Source organism: Mycoplana sp. ABR4_002, assembly GCF_056159645.1.
In genome coordinates this window covers 3,037,640-3,055,590 of the sequence record NZ_JBSWVO010000001.1, presented here as the reverse complement: position 1 = coordinate 3,055,590, position 17,951 = coordinate 3,037,640, and the positions used below count along the sequence as shown (strand labels likewise).

The following is a 17,951-nucleotide window of genomic DNA, read 5'->3' as shown; positions in this document are numbered from 1 at the left end:
CCCGGCTTGCCTCATCGTCGATTGACGGACAGCCTCATTCCGCCGCCAGGGCAGAATTGTGCACGACGCTGAAGGGCTTCTTGCCGCCCTCACGCTGTTCCAGCGCCGCAACGCGACCCTCGAGGGCTTCGACGCTCCTGGCAGCCTCGTTTGCCGCCTCGGTGAGCGCATCGTTGTCAAGGGCCGTCACTTCCTCGTCCTTCTTGCCGACGAGCCCACCGAAGATTCGGGCAAGCAGGCGCGACAGGTCGTCCATGATCAGGAAGAATGAAGGCACAACGACCAGAGAAAGCACCGTCGAGACGATGATGCCACCGATCACGGCGATCGCCATCGGCGCACGGAAGGTGCCGCCTTCGCCGACGCCGAGCGCGGAAGGAAGCATGCCCGCCGACATGGCAATCGAGGTCATGACGATCGGGCGCGCCCGCTTGCGGCCCGCCTCCACCATCGCCTCGATCCGGTCCATGCCGCGGTGCATCATCTCGATGGCGAAATCCACGAGCAGGATCGCGTTCTTGGTGACGATGCCCATCAGCATCAAAATGCCGATCAGCACCGGCATCGACAGCGCATTCTGGGTCAGGATCAGGCCGGCGGCGACGCCGCCGATGGCGAGCGGCAGCGAGAACAGGATGGTGAAGGGCTGGATCACGTCCTTGAACAGCAGGATCAACACCATCAGCACCAGCAGCAGGCCGAGCAGCATCGCGTTTCCGAAGCTCTGGACCATCTCCGCCTGGATCTCGGCGTCGCCGCTTTCCTGGAACTGCACCGTTTCCGGCATGTCGATGCCGTCGGCAATTTCCTTGAAACGCGCAGTTGCGGTGTCGAGCGCCACGCCGGGCTTGAGGTCGGAGCCGATCGAAACAACGCGGTTGCGGTCGAACCGCTTGATTGAGCTCGGTCCCTGGGAATAGTCGATGTCGGCCACCGAGGACAGCGGTACGAGCCGGCCCCTGGAGGTGGCGATCTTGAGGTTCCGGATGGCGCCGAGATCGCCGCGGAAGTCGCGGTCCAGCTGCACGCGGATCGGGATCAGGCGCCCGTCGAGCGACATCTTGCTGAGGCGGGAATCGATGTCACCGATCGTGGCGACGCGGATCACCTCGGCGATCTGGGCCGTGGTGATCCCAAGCCGTGCCATCTGTTCGTCGCGTGGCCGGATCTGCAACTCGGGACGGGGCAGAGACCCCTCCGAACTGACGTTGGACAGAAGTGGATCGGCGCGCAACTCGGCCTCCAGCACCGCGACGGTGCTGTCGAGATCGGCCTCGCTGTTGGACAGGAGGTTGAACGCCAGGTCGCGCTCGGCACGATCGTTGAGCTTGATGATCCGGATGTCCGGAATGTCGCGGACGGCTGCGAAGATCTCCTTCTCGATGTCCCATTGCGGCGTGGTGCGACCCTGCGGCGGCAGCTTGGGCAGGGACGGACCGATGACGGGAAGGCCGCCCAGCACATCGTTGACGAGCTTGTTCACCAGCGAGTGGTCGCGCCGCTCCAGGATGACGGTCACCGAGGCGCGGCGCAGTTCCAGATCGCCCTTCGGCGACGAGCCGCCGAGCACGAAGACACTCTCGACACCGTCGATGTCCTTGACGCGTCGGTAGATGTCCGACGTGGCGCGGTCTGTGTCGTCCAGCATCGCGTCCGGCGGCAGCTCGACGGAGAGAACGACGCGCGAGGCATCCTCCGGCGGCATGAAGCTGCCGGGGACGGTCGAAAGCAGGACCAACGAGCCGATCAGGAAGGCGATCGCGCCCACGAGCGTGGCATAGCGGCTGTACCAGTGCCGGGTGGTCACCGTCACGATCCAGGAGTAGCCGCGCATCAGCGAGCCCTCCTTCTCCTCGCCATGGCCGTCGGCATCGCTGGATCGCATCAGGTAGGCCGCCATTACCGGCGTGATCAGGCGGGCGACGGCGAGCGAGAAGAACACGGCGACGGCAACCGTCAGGCCGAACTGGATGAAGTACTGGCCGGGGATGCCCGGCATGAAGGAGACCGGCACGAACACGGCGATGATGGTGAAGGTCGTCGCGATCACCGCAAGGCCAATCTCATCGGCGGCCTCGATCGCGGCCCGGTAGGGAGTCTTGCCCATCTTGATGTGGCGGGCGATGTTCTCGATCTCGACGATGGCGTCGTCGACGAGAATGCCGGTGGCAAGCGTCATCGCAAGGAAGCTGACGAGGTTGAGCGAAAAGCCCATCAGGTCCATGACGTAGAACGTCGGAATTGCCGACAGCGGCAGCGCCACGGCCGAGATCAGCGTCGCACGCCAGTTGCGCAGGAACAGCAGCACGACGATGACGGCGAGAATCGCCCCTTCCATCAGCGTGTGCAGCGCGGCCTCGTAGTTGCCGTAGGTGAAATAGACGGCGTCGTCGACGAGGCCGATCGAGACCCCGGGGTTCTGCTCGCGCACCTTGGAGAGCGCCTTGTCGACGGATTCCGCGACGGTCACTTCGCTGGCGCCCTTCGAGCGGAACACGGCAAAGGTCACCACTGGGTTGCCGTTGAAGCGGGAAAAGGAGCGCGGCTCTTCGTAGGTGTCGGAAATCCGGCCAAGTTCGGCCAGGCGGACGAAGCGCCCGTTCGGCAGGGCGATCGTGGTGGCTGCGAGCTTCTCCACCGAGCGCGCATCGCCAAGCACCCGGATCGCCTGCTCGGCGCCGGCGATCTGGCCGCGCCCGGAGCCGACATCGGCGTTCATGCTGCGCAGCTGGAGATTGACGTCGGCGGCGGAGATGCCGAAGGATTCCAGCTTGTCCGAGTTCAGCTCGATCCGCACCTCGCGGTCGGCGCCGCCGAACCGGTCGACCTTGCCGACGCCCGGCTGGCCTTGCAGGGCGCGCTTGACGGTGTCATCGACGAACCAGGACAATTCCTCGAGCGTCATGTTCGGAGAGGACACGGCGAACGTCTGGATCGCCTGTCCCTCGACGTCGATCTTGGTCACCACGGGCTCGTCGACGGAGGCGGGCAGGTCGGAACGGACGCGGTCGATCGCATCCTTCACGTCCTGCAGCGCCTGGTTCGTCGGTACCTCGATCTCGAACAGCACCGAGGTGATCGAGCTGCCATCGGTCACCGTCGACATGATGTCGTCGACGCCGGAAATGCCGGCGACCGCATCCTCGATCTCCTTGGTTACCTGGAGCTCGAGTTCGGCCGGCGCCGCACCGCTCTGGGTCACCGTGACGGCGATCACCGGCACGTCGATATTGGGAAAGCGCGTGATCGGCAGCGAATAGAAGGACTGCATGCCGACGACGATCAGCAGGAAGAAGGCCAGCAACGGCGCAATCGGATTGCGGATGGACCAAGCAGAAAAGTTCATGTTCCAGATGTCCTCGTCCCGGGGACCGCATCATTCAGCCGTGCGATCGCCCCACCGTTCTGTGCAAAGCCGGGCTTGCCGTGCCCGGATACTTCCATGCCACCCGTTTACGCTGGCCCGTTGTCGCACCCTTGCGGCCGGCGTCTCCGAAGGTGGCAGGGCCGCATCCGGATCAGTTTCCCGCGAGTGCGTCGGCCTCTTTCACCGGCCGGATCCGGTCGCCGTCGCGAACATAGGCGCCGGCCTTGGCCACGACCTCATCGCCGGCCGAAAGGCCGCCGACGATCTCGATTACCTGCCCGTCCTGGATGCCGGTCTCCACTTTCACGAGCTTGACGACGCCGTCTTCCACCTTACGCGCAACCGTGCCGTCGCGGGAGGTGGTCACGGCCGAAAGCGGCAGAACGACGCCCTGCTTCTCCTCGGCAATGATCTCGGCGCTGGCAAACATCCCGACGCGGGCCTTTTCCGGCTCGTCGAGCTTGATATAGACGCGGCCGAGGCGGGTCTCGTCATTGAGCGTCGGCTCCACCAGGCGTATGCGGCCGGAGAGCCGGGCTGCGCCGCCGGCAAGCGTGACCATCGCCTTCTGGCCGACCGCAAGCTTGAGGATCGCGCTTTCGGCGACGTCGGCCTTCAGCTCGATCTCGCCGTCGCGGATGATCGAAAACAGCGGTCCGCTCGCGCCCATGGCAATCGCACCGATCTTGGCCGCGCGCGCCGAAACAATGCCCGATACGGGCGCCTTCACCGCGGTGCGCTCGAGCTTGAGGTCGATGTCGGCGATCTGCGCGTCCATTACCTTGATCTCGGCGTTCGAGACGGAGATGGCCTGCTCGGCCGAGGTGACGCGCGACACCGCGGCCTTGGCCGCCGCCGTCGCCTGGTCGAAGACCGCTTGCGAGGTCGCGCCGGTCTGCACCAGCGTCTCGGCCCGGATCCGTGCCTTGTCGGCCTCCTCGGCGTTCGCCTTGGCTTCGAGCAGTTGCGCTTCCATCTGCGCCAGCGCCGCCTCGGCCTTGGCGTTCATCGCCTCGAGCTGGCTCTTCTGCAGGATTAGGGCGTCGTCGTTCAGCGTCGCCAGCGTCTCGCCTTGCTCTACCCGGTCGGCGACGTCGGCGCTGAGCGAGCGGACCGAGAGGCCGTCGACCAGCGGCGAGACGTAGACCTCCTCCACCGGCTGGATTGTTCCGGTGGCGATGACACGGTCGACGATGGTGCGTTCCCGGGCGGTGGTGACGACGATGGCCGGCAGGTTCTGGATCTGCTCAGTGCCCGGCTGGCCGTCGGCCGCGTGGACGCCGGTCGTACCGGCAAGCGCCGATAGGCCCACGGAAAGGCAGAATAGGTACTTCAGTCCATGCGCCATAAACCAACCTTCATCATGCAAGCGAACTCGAAGGGCGCGTCGGGGTTGTTATTGTTGTTGCCGGATACGCACCTAGCCAGATTGGCAGGATACGGCAACCACAGGTCGCGATCCGCTGGCCTTGCCCGGCCGGCACCAAACTGCGCGCCTTATGTAACGAGCGGCCCGTCGCCTTACAAGGGGCCATACCGCATGGTGCCTCACTGTTCTATCCCGGGCGTTGTTGCGGAGCAACAGTTCGCGGCTTGCCCGGCATGGCACGAAGGAAAGGGCGCGGCGAAGTTCCGCCGCGCGCCCGCAAAGCATGGCAGCCTATTGCAGCGCGGCGTCAGTGACGTCGTGCGTCCAGGCTCCCTCGGGCTCCTTGGAGATGACCGGATCCGAGCCACCCGACAGGAGCGAAGCGACGGTGCGCTTGTAGTCGGCCTCGTCGAGTGCGCCGTTCGAGCCGGCGGTCAGCTTGGCGATCTCGCCCATCATCCGCTTCTGGTGCGCTTCCGTCTGGGCGCCGGTGGCATCGTTCTCAAGCACGATCTCGGCGGCCTCGTCCGGGTTTTCCTCGGCCCACTTCCAGCCCTTCATCGAGGCGCGGACAAACTTGACCATCCTTTCCTTGAAGGCCGGGTCCTGCAGCTTGTCCTCGAGCACATACAGGCCGTCCTCCAGCGTGGCGACGCCCTGGTCCTCATACTTGAAGGTGACGAGATCGTCCTCCTTGATGCCGGCGTCGATGACCTGCCAGTATTCGTTGTAGGTCATGGTCGAAATGCATGCAGCCTGCTTCTGCAGCAGCGGATCGACGTTGAAGCCCTGCTTCAGCACAGTGACGCCGTCGGGCCCGCCGTCGGTCGGGATCTTCAGGTGTGCCATCCACGACAGGAACGGATATTCATTGCCGAAGAACCAGACGCCGAGCGTCTGGCCCTTGAAATTCTCCGGTCCCTGGACACCGGACTCCTTCAGGCAGGTCAGCATCATCCCGGACTTCTTGAACGGCTGGGCAATGTTGACGAGCGGCACGCCCTTTTCGCGCGTCGCCAGCGCCGACGGCATCCAGTCGACGATGACGTCGGCACCGCCGCCGGCGATCACCTGCGCGGGAGCGATGTCCGGGCCGCCCGGCTTGATCTCGACGTCGAGGCCTTCCTCCTCGTAGAAGCCCTTGTCCTTGGCCACGTAGTAGCCGGCGAACTGGGCCTGGGTGACCCATTTCAGCTGCAGCGTCACCTTGTCCGCTGCCTCGGCCTGGAAGGCCGCAAGCGAGAAGGCGCTTGCCATAAGGAGCGATGCAATCGTCTTTTTCATGTCGGTTCCCTCATCGTTTTTGCTTTGTTACGCCTGCCCACCGCGGACAGACGGATGCCAGAAGGTGACGGCACGCTCGACAAGCGCGACCACCCCGTAGAAGACGGAGCCGGCGAGCGCGGCGACCGCGATCTCGGCCCAGACCATGTCGACATTCATGCGGCCCACTTCCGTGGAGATCCGGAAGCCCATGCCGACGATGGGCGTTCCGAAGAACTCGGCGACGATGGCGCCGATCAGCGCCAGCGTGGAGTTGATCTTGAGGGCATTGAAGATGAAAGGCCATGCGGCGGGCAGGCGCAGCTTGACGAGCGTCTGCCACCAGCCGGCGGCGTAGGTTCGCATCAGGTCGCGTTCCATGTGGCTCGCGGCGGCAAGGCCCGCCACCGTGTTCACCAGCATCGGGAAGAAGGTCATGATCACCACCACGGCGACCTTCGAATGCCAGTCGAAGCCAAACCACATGACCATGATCGGGGCGACGCCGATCACGGGAAGGGCGGAGACGAAGTTGCCGAGCGGCAGCAGGCCCTTCTGCAGGAAGGGCGAGCGGTCGATCAAAATCGCGACGAGGAAGCCCAGCCCGCAGCCGAGCGCGTAGCCGGTGATCACCGACTTCAGGAAGGTTTGCCGGAAATCGGCCCACAGGATCGGCAGCGAGGTTACCAGCTTCTGCCAGATCGCGCTCGGGGCCGGCAGCAGGACCGACGGGATGTTGAAGCCGCGGACGATGCCTTCCCACAGCACCAGGATGGTGATGCCGAACAGAAGTGGCACGGCGAGGTGGGCGGCGCGCTGCGCCAGAGGGGCATTGAACTTCTGGCGCACCAGCCATTCGTTGAGCGCCCAGGCAGCGAGCCAGAACAGGACGGCGGAAAGCAGCGGCAGGGCGTTCATGCGCGGGCTCCCATGCGCCGGAGTACCGCCGAATGGGCGATGCCGACGAGGATGACGAGCAGGGCCGCCACCGCCGCCGCCATGAACAGTGCGGCCCAGATCTGCACCGTCTGGCCGTAGTAGGAGCCGGCCAGCAGACGGGCGCCCAGGCCGGCGACGGCGCCGGTCGGCAGTTCGCCGACGATGGCGCCGACGAGGGAAATCGCCACCGCCACCTTCAAAGAGGTGAACAGATAGGGCATCGACGACGGCCAGCGCAGCTTCCAGAAGGTCTGCGCGGGCGAGGCATTGTAGGTATGCATCAGATCGAGCTGGATCGCCTCCGGACTGCGCAAGCCCTTCACCATGCCGACGACAACCGGGAAGAAGCTGAGATAGGTGGAGATCAGCGCCTTCGGCAACAGGCCGGACAGGCCGACGGCATTGAGCACGACGATGATCATCGGCGCGATCGCCAGGATCGGGATGGTCTGGCTGGCAATGACCCAGGGCATCAGCGAACGGTCCACCGCGCGGTTGTGGACGATGCCGACCGCCAGCAGGATGCCGAGCACGGTGCCCATGGCAAAACCGAGCAGGGTGGCCGACAGGGTCACCCAGGCGTGATAGACGAGGCTGCGTTTCGAGGTGATGGCCTTGTTGGCGGTGGTATCCCAGAGCTCCGTCACGACCTGGTGCGGCGCCGGCAGGACCGGACGCTCCTGGGCCATCGTCTTCGGCAGCAATTGCGCAAAGGTGATGGTGGTGCCGTCGCGTGCGGCGGTGTCGCGCTCGAACGGTGCGTTCAGGAAGAACGCGGCGACGTACCAGACCGCGACGATCGCCAGCACCACGGTCGTGACCGGGATCAGGCGGTCCTTCAGGAAGCTGGCTTGCGTCATGGCTCGCTCCTTTCGCCTGCTCTCGGCCGTGTTGGGAGGTGGAGCGGTGGGGCGGCGCTGCCGGCCGACACGCAACGGGCCGCGATGACGGCGAGAGGCGCGCGGCGGCAAGTGGGGCGGGCGCTATGCGTCATAGCTGTGTCCCGCGCGCAGGCCTTCGCGCACACGATGGGCAATCTCCAGGAACTCCGGCGTCTCGCGGATGTCCAGCGGGCGTTCCTTCGGCAGGGGTGACTCGATCACATCGGTGACACGTCCGGGGCGGGGGCTCATCACCACGATCCGGGTCGACAGATAAACCGCCTCGGGGATCGAATGGGTGACGAAGCAGATCGTCTTGTTCGTCCTCGCCCAGAGCTTCAACAACTGCTCGTTCAGGTGATCGCGCACGATTTCGTCCAGCGCGCCGAACGGCTCGTCCATCAAGAGCAGGTCGGCGTCGAAGGCGAGGGCGCGGGCGATCGAGGCGCGCTGCTGCATGCCGCCCGAAAGCTGCCAGGGGTATTTCCGGCCGAACCCGGAGAGATTGACCAGTTCCAGCGTCCGGGCGATGCGTTCCTTCTGCTCGGCCGTCGAGTAGCCCATGATTTCCAGCGGCAGCGCGATGTTCTTCTCGATCGTGCGCCACGGGTAGAGCGCGGCCGCCTGGAAGACGTAGCCGTAGGCCCGCTTGTGGCGCGCCTCCTCCGGGGACAGGCCGTTGACGGTGATGGCGCCCGCGGTCGGCTTCTCGAGGTCGGCGATCACGCGCAGGAACGTCGTCTTGCCGCAGCCCGAGGGGCCGATGAAGGAGACGAAGTCGCCCTTGTCGACGGTCAGGTTCACGTCCGACAGCGCGTTGACCGGTCCGTCCGCGGTCTCGAAGGTCAGGCCGAGACCGGTCGCGCAAACGACGGGGGGTGCGGTCTTCTTGTTCATTGTCGTGCCCTCGGTAACGCTGCCGGAAACAGACTGCATTTCCGTCGGGCGCATTGCAATCGGCATTGTCTTCATGGTCAGATCGGACACGGGACTGTTCACACTTGGTTGTTGCGGGAGAGACGAGGATGTGGGGTGACAAGGCAAGCTGCCGCGTCGTTCGCCCGGGAAGCGCCTATGACGGCAAACAGGGGCTTTCCTATTTCGAGGGGATTGCGCGGGAGACGGTCGGCTCGACCGGCATCTGCATGCATCTCCTGACGATGCCGCCCGGGGCGCGGGCCAGGGCGCACCTGCACGAAAGCCACGAGACGGCGATCTTCGTGCTCTCCGGCGAGGCGCATACCTGGTACGGCGAGCGGCTCGAGGAACATGCCGTCGTCAGGGCGGGCGAGATGTTCTACATCCCTGCCGGCGTGCCGCACCTGCCGGCAAACCTGTCCGACGCGCCGTGCTCGGCCGTCATCGCCCGGACAGACCCGAACGAGCAGGAAAGCGTCGTGCTGCTGCCGGAACTGGACGCGCTGGTGCCCTGATGAGAGAAGGGCCGTGCCCGCGGTAGTGCCGCGTGCCTGCCGTTCCCACCCTCGATGGGTCCCGACGTCGTGGGCGGGCAGCGCCGGCATCAAACCCCGCTCGCCGGAATGCCGCTGCGTTGCACCTTGCGTGGCGCGGTGACCTCCTTCCAGGTCGTCAGCGCGGTCGAGACGGCCGGGAAGGGATCGCGGCGAACGAACTCGCCGTGACCCTGACGGGTCTTGACCGTCGCCTCCTCGATCGCGACGACGCCGCGGCTAAGCGTGAAGCGCGGCAGGCCAACCACGTCCTTACCCTCGAAGACGTTATAGTCGATCGCCGATTGCTGCGTCTTGGCGGTGATCGTCTTCTTGCGTTTCGGGTCCCAGACGACGATGTCGGCATCGGCGCCGACCAGGATCGCGCCCTTCTTCGGATAGATGTTGAGGATCTTGGCGATGTTGGTCGAGGTGACCGCCACGAACTCGTTCATGGTGATGCGGCCGGTGTTGACGCCATGCGTCCACAGCATCGGCATGCGGTCCTCGAGACCGCCCGTGCCATTCGGGATCTTGGTGAAGTCGCCGAGCCCGGAGCGCTTCTGTTCGGTGGTAAAGGCGCAGTGGTCGGTGGCGACCACCTGCAGCGAACCGGAGGCAAGCCCGGCCCAGAGCGAATCCTGGTGCTGCTTGTTGCGGAACGGCGGTGACATCACCCGGCGCGCGGCGTGGTCCCAGTCCTTGTTGAAGTATTCGCTCTCGTCGAGCGTCAGGTGCTGGATCAGCGGCTCGCCATAGACCCGCATGCCCTTGGCGCGGGCGCGGCGGATCGCCTCGTGCGCCTGCTCGCAGGAGGTGTGAACGATGTAGACCGGACAGCCCGCCATGTCGGCGATCATGATCGCCCGGTTGGTCGCCTCGCCCTCGACCTCCGCCGGGCGCGAATAGGCGTGCGCCTCGGGCCCGTTGTTGCCATCGGCCAACAGTTTGGCCTGCATCTGCGCCACGACGTCGCCGTTCTCGGCATGGACGAGCGGCAGCGCACCCAGCGCTGCGCAGCGCTGGAAGGAGGAGAACATCTCGTCGTCATCCACCATCAGTGCGCCCTTATAGGCCATGAAGTGCTTGAAGGTGTTGATGCCCCGTTCTTTGACGACGGTTTCCATCTCGTTGAAGACCTGCTCGCTCCACCAGGTGATCGCCATGTGGAAGGAATAGTCGCAGTTCGCCCGCGTCGACTTGTTGTCCCACATCTGCAGCGCTTCGAGCATCGACTGGCCGGGCGAGGGCAGGGCAAAGTCAACCACCATCGTCGTTCCGCCGGCCAGGGCCGCGCGCGTGCCGCTTTCGAAATCGTCGGTCGAGTAGGTGCCCATGAAGGGCATTTCGAGGTGAGTATGCGGGTCGATGCCGCCCGGCATCACGTAGCAGCCGGCTGCGTCCAGCATCTCGTCGCCGGAAAGGTTCGGCCCGATCTCGATGATCTTGCCGCCGTCGATCTTGACGTCCGCCTTGTAGGTGAGGTCGGCGGTGACGATCGTGCCGCCCTTAATGACTGTGCTCATTTGAATCGACCCTCGCAACTGTGCAATGGCGGCGCAAGGCCGCCACAAGAAAGGGCGGCACCTTGGCGCCGCCCGTCCGAACTCACTTCACGATCTCTGCCGTCTCGAGCACCGCGTGGAACAGCACGTCGGCGCCGGCAGAGGCCCATTCCTTGGAAATGTCCTCCGCCTCGTTGTGCGACAGGCCACCGACGCAGGGGCACATGATCATCGTGGCGGGCGCCACCTTGGCCGCCCAGCAGGCGTCGTGACCGGCGCCGGAGATGATGTCCATATGGCTGTAGCCGAGCCTCTCGGCGGCGCCGCGTACCGCGGCGACGAGGTGCGGTGCGAAGGTGACCGGCGCGAAGTGGCCGATCGCCTCGATCGAACAGCCGACGCCGAGCGCCTCGCAGATCTTCGGGGCCTCCGCCTCGATGCGGGCGCGCATGCCGTCAAGCTTGGTCTGGTCGGGCGAGCGGATATCCACGGTGAAGACCACCTTGCCGGGCAGCACATTGCGCGAATTGGGGGAGAAGAACACCTGGCCGACGCCGCCGACCGCGCCAGGCTGGTTCTCCACCGCCACGTCCTGGACCATCTCCATGATCCGCGCCATCGCCAGTCCGGCATTGACGCGCATATTCATCGGCGTCGAGCCGGTATGCGCTTCGCGCCCGGTGAGCGTGAACTCAAGCCACCACAGGCCCTGGCAGTGGGTGACGACGCCGATCTCCTTGTTCTCCGCCTCGAGAATCGGCCCCTGCTCGATATGGTACTCGAAATAGGCGTGCATCTTGCGCGCGCCCACCTCCTCGTCGCCGACCCAGCCGATACGCTTGATCTCCTCGCCGAAGGTCTTTCCTTCCGGGTCGGTGCGAGCATAGGCGAAGTCGAGCGTATGAACGCCGGCGAACACGCCCGAGGCGAGCATCGGCGGGGCAAAGCGCGCGCCTTCCTCGTTGGTCCAGTTGGTCACGACGACCGGGTGCTTCGTGCTGATGCCGAGGTCGTTCATGGTGCGCACGACCTCAAGGCCCGCCAGAACGCCGAGAACGCCGTCATACTTGCCGCCGGTTGGCTGCGTGTCCAGGTGGCTGCCGACATACACCGGCAGGGCCTCGGGATCGGTGCCGGGGCGGGTGGCGAACATCGTTCCCATTTTGTCGACGCCGAGCGTCAGGCCGGCATCATCGCACCAGCGCTTGAACAGGGTGCGGCCCTCGGAATCCACATCGGTCAGGGTCTGGCGGTTGTTACCGCCGGCGACACCGGGGCCGATCTTCGCCATCTCCATGAGACTGTCCCACAGGCGGTCGGCATTGACGCGCAGGTTCTCGCCGGGTGCGGCCATGACATTAGCTCCCAAATCGTCGGGCGGCCCTGACAGCACCGCCTATGTGTTCCCGCCGGTCGCTCGGGCGCTGGTTTTTGTGCGTTCCCTGAACAGCAGTTGCGTTTGTTCCGCAACTGGCTGATAATTTGACCGGTTGGTAAACATTACAGCTTCCATTGCGGCACTCAAGCCGAAAAAGCGAAATGCCGCGGGCTTCGCCCAGAAAAATGGCAGTGGGTTAAACTGGTGATTTTGACGGCACTTTTCCATTTGCGCGAAGGCTAATAGGCGAGATGGTTCTACCAAGGGCAGCCCGGACACAGCGGCGCACGCGAATCCAGGAGGAGAAGGAAGAGCGGATCCTGGAGGCCGCGCTGGAGGTGTTCTCGTTGCACGGCTATCGCGGCGCAACCGTCGACCAGATCGCGGAGGTCGCCGGCATGTCGAAGCCGAACCTGCTCTACTACTTTCGCACCAAGGAGGCGATGCACCGCGCGCTGATCGGCCGGGTGCTCGATACCTGGCTCGATCCGCTGCGCGAATTCGATGCGGAGGGGAACCCGGTCGCCGAGATCCGCAGCTACATCCGTCGCAAGCTGGAAATGGCGCGCGACTTTCCGCGGGAGAGCCGGCTGTTCGCCAACGAGGTGCTGCAGGGCGCGCCGAACATCGAGGACGAACTGAAGGGACCGCTGAAGGCCCTGGTGGACGAAAAGGCGGCGGTGATCCGCGCCTGGGCCAAGGCCGGCAAGATCACCCCGTGCGACCCCTATCACCTGATCTTTTCAATCTGGTCGACGACGCAGCACTATGCCGACTTCGACGTGCAGGTGCGGGCGGTGCTGGGGCAGGAGAACGCCGGCGACGGGCGGTTCGAGGATGCCGCGCGGTTCCTGGAGCAATTGTTCATCGGCGGCCTGCAGGTGCGCGATCAGCCGGCCTGAACGAAAGGGACCGACCGTCATCAATCCGGCAGCCGCGCCATGGCGAGGAGACCGCAGCCGGTGACCAGCGCCCCGGCGAAGACCATCGCGGGCGGCCAGCCGTGGCCGAGCGCGCCTTCGAGCAGGATGATGAAGCTCGGCGTCAGGTAGCCGTAGCCGAGCACCTTCGGAGCAGGCAGGCGCATCGAGGCGTATTGCAGCAGCAGGAAGGTGACAGCGGTGGTAACGACGGCGAGGTAGGCGACGGCGATGTAGACGGACGGCGGCAGCGCGGCGAAGTCGGTAGCCAGGAGTTCGCGCAGGCCGAACGGCATCAGCCAAAGCGTCGCGGCGACCGTCACCCAGAAGCCGAACGCCGCCGCGTTTTCGCCCCGGCCGAACCGGCGGATCAGCGGTACATAGGCCGCATGGGCGGTGACCCCGGCAAAAAAGATGAGCTCTCCCCGGCCGACGTCGAAGGACAGGATCGCCGCGACATTGCCGCGAAAGATCACCCAGACCGCGCCGACGGCGGCGATCACCAGCGCGACGATCACGCCGGGACGCGTATGCTGGCCGAGCAGAAGCAGCGCAAACCCCGCGCTCAGAAGCGGCATCAGCGTGAAGACCGCGCCCGTCGACACCGGATCGGTGAACTCCAACGCCGTGAACATGGTCAGCATGTAGAAGGCAATCAGCCCGCCCAGGACCAGGAACCGCCACGGCTCACGGGGCAAGGCGCGCGGGGCGCGGGCAGCCCCGAAGGCAAGGGCCGCCATCACCACCACCGTCAGGAGGTAACGCCACAGCGTCAGCGGAGCGGCATCCATGTGCCGCGCGGCGATGCCGCCGAAGGAAAACGAGCCGGCGATCAGGATGGAGAAGAGTAGCATCGCAAGGTGGCCAAGCAGGCGCTCGCGGCGCGGTTCGGCCGGGGACGCGGCATGTGTGCCGCTACGTGTCGTGGGCTGATCCAAAAAGGGGCTCTCGGTTGGTGCTGGCATCCGCCTTAGCACGACCGCAGCGCCGGTGTCAGGTGTGATCCCGTCGCCGCTCCGGGCCGACAGGCTGCGAAGCCAGGCCGTGTCAGGGCTGCGGTTGACAAGCCGAGCGCACGGCAGCGCAAGCCGGCTGCTGTCCTTGGAGAAAAAGCAAGGCCCCGGCGGATCACCCGCCGGGGCCTTGCCGGACTTTGGTCCGGCTCGCCTCAGGCGGCGGCCCGGTAGGTTCTGCCGGCGGCCTCGCGCGCAGCGAGGTCCAGCTTGAAGCCTTCCAGCAAGCCCGCCAGGCGGCGGCTTTCCTGCGCAAGCGACTCGCTGGCACCCGTGGTCTCCTCCACCATCGCCGCGTTCTGCTGGGTCATCTGGTCCATATGGTTGATCGAGGTGTTGATCTCGGCGAGCGCCGTCGCCTGCTCGCGCGAGGCGGTTGCGATCGACTCGACGTGGTCGTTGACGCGGTTGACGAGACCCTCGATCTCCAGCAGCGCATCGCCGGTCGAGCGGACCAGCGAAACCCCGCTTTCGACTTCGTTGGCGGAGGCGCTGATCAGGGTCTTGATCTCCTTGGCCGCATTGGCCGAACGTTGCGCCAGCTCCCGGACCTCCTGGGCCACGACGGCGAAACCGCGGCCTGCTTCGCCCGCCCGCGCGGCCTCGACGCCGGCGTTGAGCGCGAGCAGGTTCGTCTGGAAGGCGATCTCGTCGATCACGGTGATGATCTGGCCGATCTTGTTGGATGAATCCTCGATGCGCCCCATCGCGTCGACCGCGCTGCGGACGATCTCGCCCGAGCGGGCGGCGCTCTGCTTCGTTTCGCGCACCATGTCGCGCGCTTCGGTCGCCCTGGAGGAGGCGGAGCGGACCGTCGAGGTGATCTCGTCGAGCGCGGCGGCGGTCTCCTCGAGAGCGGCGGCCTGCTGCTCGGTGCGCTTGGACAGGTCGTTGGCCGCCGAGCTCAGTTCCGCCGAGCTTGCATTGATGGTGCCGGCGGTGCCGCGGACGTTGTTCATGGTCGAGCGCAGCGCCACCATCGTGGCGTTGACGTTGTCCTGCAATTCCCTGAAGGCGCCGTGGAACTGTCCGTTCATCGCCTGGGTCAGGTCGGCGTCGGCGAGCGCCGCGATGACGCGCCGCATCTCCGTGACGGCGTTGTCGACGCTGGAGACCAGTTCGTTGACGCTGTTGGCGAAGCGGTTGAGGTCGGCATTCTGGTAGTCCTTGTGGATGCGGCCGGAGAAGTCGCCGGCGACAGCGGAAGCGACGACGGTGGCGATGCTTGACTGAAGATCGCTGCTACGCTCGTTCAGGGCGGCCTCCTGCGCCTTCAGCTCGTCCATTGCGCGGGCGTTCTTGCGGAAGACCTCGACGGCGCGGGCCATTTCGCCGATTTCGTCCTTGCGGGCAGCGTCCACGGCAGCGTCCAGGTCGCCTGCGGCCAGCCGGCTCATGGCCTGCGTCAGCGAACGGATCGGCAACACGATGCCCTTGCGCGCGACCAGCGTGCTGATCGCCGCGCCGATGACGATGAAGGCGAGGGCGGACAGGCCGGCGATGATCATGGCCATCGATGAGGATGCCAGCGCGTCGGCGCGGGCGGCGGCCAGCGCATTGCCGGAGTAGGTGCTGTATTCCTTCACCGCTGCGGTCACCGCCTTCTGGCCGTCGAGGGCCGTGCCGAGCGCGATCTTGATCGCGTCGACATTGGCGGCGTCTGTGGCCGCGATGTCGACCATGGCACGGATATCGGCGAAATAGCTTTCCAGCGCGGCGCGGATCGTCTCCAGTTGCTTTTTCTCGGTCGCGTCGGCGGTGGACTCGATCTTCGGCAGACGGTCCAGCATCTCGCCCGTGCGGCGATCGGTTTCCGCGCGGAAGTCGGCGGCCTTCGCCGGTTCGGCGGCCAGCTGATAGGTCATGCGGCTGATGGCGATGATGTCGACACGCAGGTCCATGGCTTCGCGTGCGACTTCCTCGCGGGCGCCGACAGACGTCATCGCCTGCTGCAACCCGTAGAGGCCACTGCCGGATACAGCGGCGATGACAAGGGAAGACAAGCCCATCAGGACGACGACGAGACTGATCTTCTTCGATATGGCGATATCGCGGAACGACATGAAAAACCCCAGCAATTCAATTTGTTCGGTTTCCTGGGCGAGACTTGGGAGGATCGCGGGAAACAGGTGCGAAGGGAAGCTGCCGGATCAGCGCTAATCCGGGGTTAACAGCCTAGGCTAGAATCCGCGAGGTTCGTCGCCTGCGACGGGTGCTGGAAATCGGGTGCCGAAAGCTTCTGTGCGTCGGGGCGAGCCGACACCTATCCCTTGTTCGCAAGGGGCCTGCGGGCGAAGAGCTCTTGCGGGGGCCGGCATCGAGCGTCGGAAGGGCTGCCCCCGCGGGCCTTCCGGCGCTGTATCGTCAGATGGCCATGGCCTTCTCACCGTGCTCGAAGGCAAAGCCTTCATCGGCCCAGCCGGTCATTCCGCCGATCATCACCTTGACCGCCCGGCCGAGCCTTGCAAGGCGCAGGGCGGCCTTGTCGGTGCCGTTGCAGTGCGGCCCGGCGCAATAGACGACGAAAAGCGTTCCGGCTGGCCATTCCGACATGCGGTGTGCGGTCATCTTGCCGTGCGGAAGGTTGATCGCACCCGGAATGTGCGACGCCGCGAAAAGTGTCGGCGACCGCACGTCGAGCAGCACAAAACCATCGTGTCCGGCCTGCAAGGCGGCGTGAACGTCCCAACAGTCGGTTTCGAAGGCGAGCTTCCGGCCATAGTATTCGGCAACCTCCTCCGGGCTGGCGGCGGCGATCTCGGCTGCGGGTCCTGGCATTGGCATGTCCTTTCCTTTCTCAACGGTTGCCGCCGATCCTGTGGCATGCTAGCCGGAAGCGGAACTGGCCAAAGTGTCGATTGTCGTAAAGATCATGCCAAACGCTTTCCTCTCCGGCCCGCGCGTCGTGGTGCTCGCCTATGACGGGCTCTGCACGTTTGAATTCGGCATTGCCTACGAAGTCTTCGGGTTGCCGCGCCCCGAGATGGGGGCGGGCTGGTACCGCTATTCGGTCTGCGGGGTCGAGGATGGCCCGTTGCGGGCCGCCGGCGGCCTGGTTGCGACCGTCGATAGCGGCCTCGAACTTCTCGATGCGGCCGATCTCATCGTCGTGCCGGGCTGGCGGGGCATCGATGCCCCCGTGCCGGATACACTGGTCTCGGCGTTACGGTGCGCCCATTCCCGCGGTGCCCGCCTGATGTCGCTGTGCTCGGGGATTGCCGTGCTTGCCGCATCCGGCCTTCTCGCCGGCCGGCGCGCGACGACGCACTGGCGCTACGCCCCGTCGATCGCGGCCCGTTATCCCGAGATCGCCGTGGATGCCAGCGTTCTCTACATGGACGAGGGCAGCCTCCTGACCGCCGCCGGCAGCGCCGCGGGCATCGACCTCTGCCTGCATGTGGTGCGCGGCGACTTTGGCGTCGAGGCGGCAAACGGTGTTGCCCGCCGCCTGGTCGTGCCGCCCCACCGCGAGGGGGGGCAGGCGCAGTTCATCCATGCGCCGGTGCCGCAGCAGCGGGAAGGCATCAGGCTGGGGCCACTCCTGGAATGGATGCGCGAACGGCTGGACCAGGACCTGCCGATCCGCCTGCTGGCCGACAGGGCCGGCATGAGCGTGCGCACCTTCCAGCGACGGTTCGAGGCAACGACGGGCACGAGCGTCGGTGCCTGGCTGTTGAAGGAACGGCTGCGGCACGCCCGCGAACTGCTGGAAAGGGAGCGGGCATCGCTCGAGGACGTGGCGGCCGCCAGCGGGTTCGGCACGCTCGCGACGATGCGGCATCACTTCCGCAAGCAACTGGGCACGAGCCCGAGTTCCTACCGGCGAGCCTTCACCGCATGAGCCCGGGTCCCCGGCTCCCCTGCT

At 65.7% G+C, this 17,951-nt stretch carries 14 protein-coding genes; 3 read left to right on the top strand and 11 right to left on the bottom strand.

Translation table 11 applies throughout. The features are described 5' to 3' along the window. Positions 1-34 precede the first annotated feature (34 nt). The 6 genes from ACXAGF_RS14610 to ACXAGF_RS14585 all read right to left on the bottom strand — a co-directional run bounded on the left by ACXAGF_RS14610 (position 35) and on the right by ACXAGF_RS14585 (position 8,716). Positions 35-3,346, bottom strand: a complete 3,312-nt coding sequence (locus ACXAGF_RS14610; RefSeq protein WP_475018120.1) for an efflux RND transporter permease subunit — start codon at positions 3,344-3,346, stop codon at positions 35-37. A 172-nt stretch (positions 3,347-3,518) separates the two neighbouring features. Further along, positions 3,519-4,715, bottom strand: a complete 1,197-nt coding sequence (locus tag ACXAGF_RS14605) for an efflux RND transporter periplasmic adaptor subunit (RefSeq protein WP_475018119.1) — start codon at positions 4,713-4,715, stop codon at positions 3,519-3,521. Positions 4,716-5,027: 312 nt separating this feature from the next. Continuing rightward, positions 5,028-6,020, bottom strand: coding sequence for an ABC transporter substrate-binding protein (locus tag ACXAGF_RS14600; RefSeq protein ID WP_475018118.1), 993 nt, complete (start codon positions 6,018-6,020; stop codon positions 5,028-5,030). A 27-nt stretch (positions 6,021-6,047) separates the two neighbouring features. Continuing rightward, complete coding sequence (locus ACXAGF_RS14595; protein WP_475018117.1) at positions 6,048-6,917, bottom strand: ABC transporter permease; 870 nt, start codon at positions 6,915-6,917, stop codon at positions 6,048-6,050. Continuing rightward, positions 6,914-7,798 (bottom strand): ABC transporter permease, encoded by an 885-nt coding sequence (locus ACXAGF_RS14590; protein ID WP_475018116.1) that lies wholly within the window; start codon positions 7,796-7,798, stop codon positions 6,914-6,916. Before ACXAGF_RS14590 ends, ACXAGF_RS14595 begins: the two co-directional genes overlap by 4 nt. Positions 7,799-7,921: 123 nt before the next feature. Next, a complete protein-coding gene (locus ACXAGF_RS14585) occupies positions 7,922-8,716 on the bottom strand; it encodes an ABC transporter ATP-binding protein (RefSeq protein WP_475018115.1) in 795 nt (264 codons plus the stop codon). 128 nt (positions 8,717-8,844) lie between these two features. Between ACXAGF_RS14585 and ACXAGF_RS14580 the strand changes: the two genes are divergently transcribed. Then, a complete protein-coding gene (locus tag ACXAGF_RS14580) occupies positions 8,845-9,252 on the top strand; it encodes a cupin domain-containing protein (protein WP_475018114.1) in 408 nt (135 codons plus the stop codon). Positions 9,253-9,341: 89 nt separating this feature from the next. Here the strand turns inward: ACXAGF_RS14580 and hydA are convergent, their stop codons facing one another. Both hydA and ACXAGF_RS14570 read right to left on the bottom strand, forming a co-directional pair. Next, positions 9,342-10,796: a dihydropyrimidinase gene (hydA, locus tag ACXAGF_RS14575; protein ID WP_475018113.1), complete on the bottom strand. Its 1,455-nt coding sequence runs from the start codon at positions 10,794-10,796 to the stop codon at positions 9,342-9,344. An 82-nt stretch (positions 10,797-10,878) separates the two neighbouring features. Next, complete coding sequence (locus ACXAGF_RS14570) at positions 10,879-12,129, bottom strand: Zn-dependent hydrolase (RefSeq protein ID WP_475018112.1); 1,251 nt, start codon at positions 12,127-12,129, stop codon at positions 10,879-10,881. Positions 12,130-12,404: 275 nt separating this feature from the next. Here ACXAGF_RS14570 and ACXAGF_RS14565 point away from each other — a divergent pair, with 275 nt between their 5' ends. After that, positions 12,405-13,055, top strand: coding sequence for a TetR family transcriptional regulator C-terminal domain-containing protein (locus tag ACXAGF_RS14565; protein ID WP_475018111.1), 651 nt, complete (start codon positions 12,405-12,407; stop codon positions 13,053-13,055). 20 nt (positions 13,056-13,075) lie between these two features. On the opposite strand, the gene ACXAGF_RS14560 is transcribed toward ACXAGF_RS14565, so the two are convergent. The 3 genes from ACXAGF_RS14560 to ACXAGF_RS14550 form a co-directional block, all read right to left on the bottom strand. Continuing rightward, positions 13,076-14,038: a DMT family transporter gene (locus ACXAGF_RS14560; protein WP_475018110.1), complete on the bottom strand. Its 963-nt coding sequence runs from the start codon at positions 14,036-14,038 to the stop codon at positions 13,076-13,078. A 203-nt stretch (positions 14,039-14,241) separates the two neighbouring features. Continuing rightward, positions 14,242-16,149, bottom strand: coding sequence for a methyl-accepting chemotaxis protein (locus ACXAGF_RS14555; protein ID WP_475018109.1), 1,908 nt, complete (start codon positions 16,147-16,149; stop codon positions 14,242-14,244). A gap of 301 nt (positions 16,150-16,450) precedes the next feature. After that, the gene (locus tag ACXAGF_RS14550; protein WP_475018108.1) at positions 16,451-16,864 is read right to left on the bottom strand and encodes a rhodanese-like domain-containing protein; all 414 of its coding nucleotides are present in this window, start codon (positions 16,862-16,864) and stop codon (positions 16,451-16,453) included. Positions 16,865-16,958: 94 nt separating this feature from the next. Between ACXAGF_RS14550 and ftrA the strand changes: the two genes are divergently transcribed. Continuing rightward, positions 16,959-17,927, top strand: coding sequence for a transcriptional regulator FtrA (gene ftrA / locus ACXAGF_RS14545; RefSeq protein WP_475019303.1), 969 nt, complete (start codon positions 16,959-16,961; stop codon positions 17,925-17,927). The last annotated feature ends 24 nt before the right edge of the window (positions 17,928-17,951 follow it).

Coding starts and splice junctions, on each gene's coding strand:
- ACXAGF_RS14610 (WP_475018120.1), bottom strand. CDS start 3,346: ATGAACTTTTCTGCTTGGTCCATCCGCAATCCGATTGCGCCGTTGCTG.
- ACXAGF_RS14605 (WP_475018119.1), bottom strand. CDS start 4,715: ATGGCGCATGGACTGAAGTACCTATTCTGCCTTTCCGTGGGCCTATCG.
- ACXAGF_RS14600 (WP_475018118.1), bottom strand. CDS start 6,020: ATGAAAAAGACGATTGCATCGCTCCTTATGGCAAGCGCCTTCTCGCTT.
- ACXAGF_RS14595 (WP_475018117.1), bottom strand. CDS start 6,917: ATGAACGCCCTGCCGCTGCTTTCCGCCGTCCTGTTCTGGCTCGCTGCC.
- ACXAGF_RS14590 (WP_475018116.1), bottom strand. CDS start 7,798: ATGACGCAAGCCAGCTTCCTGAAGGACCGCCTGATCCCGGTCACGACC.
- ACXAGF_RS14585 (WP_475018115.1), bottom strand. CDS start 8,716: ATGAACAAGAAGACCGCACCCCCCGTCGTTTGCGCGACCGGTCTCGGC.
- ACXAGF_RS14580 (WP_475018114.1), top strand. CDS start 8,845: ATGTGGGGTGACAAGGCAAGCTGCCGCGTCGTTCGCCCGGGAAGCGCC.
- hydA (WP_475018113.1), bottom strand. CDS start 10,796: ATGAGCACAGTCATTAAGGGCGGCACGATCGTCACCGCCGACCTCACC.
- ACXAGF_RS14570 (WP_475018112.1), bottom strand. CDS start 12,129: ATGGCCGCACCCGGCGAGAACCTGCGCGTCAATGCCGACCGCCTGTGG.
- ACXAGF_RS14565 (WP_475018111.1), top strand. CDS start 12,405: ATGGTTCTACCAAGGGCAGCCCGGACACAGCGGCGCACGCGAATCCAG.
- ACXAGF_RS14560 (WP_475018110.1), bottom strand. CDS start 14,038: ATGCCAGCACCAACCGAGAGCCCCTTTTTGGATCAGCCCACGACACGT.
- ACXAGF_RS14555 (WP_475018109.1), bottom strand. CDS start 16,149: ATGTCGTTCCGCGATATCGCCATATCGAAGAAGATCAGTCTCGTCGTC.
- ACXAGF_RS14550 (WP_475018108.1), bottom strand. CDS start 16,864: ATGCCAGGACCCGCAGCCGAGATCGCCGCCGCCAGCCCGGAGGAGGTT.
- ftrA (WP_475019303.1), top strand. CDS start 16,959: ATGCCAAACGCTTTCCTCTCCGGCCCGCGCGTCGTGGTGCTCGCCTAT.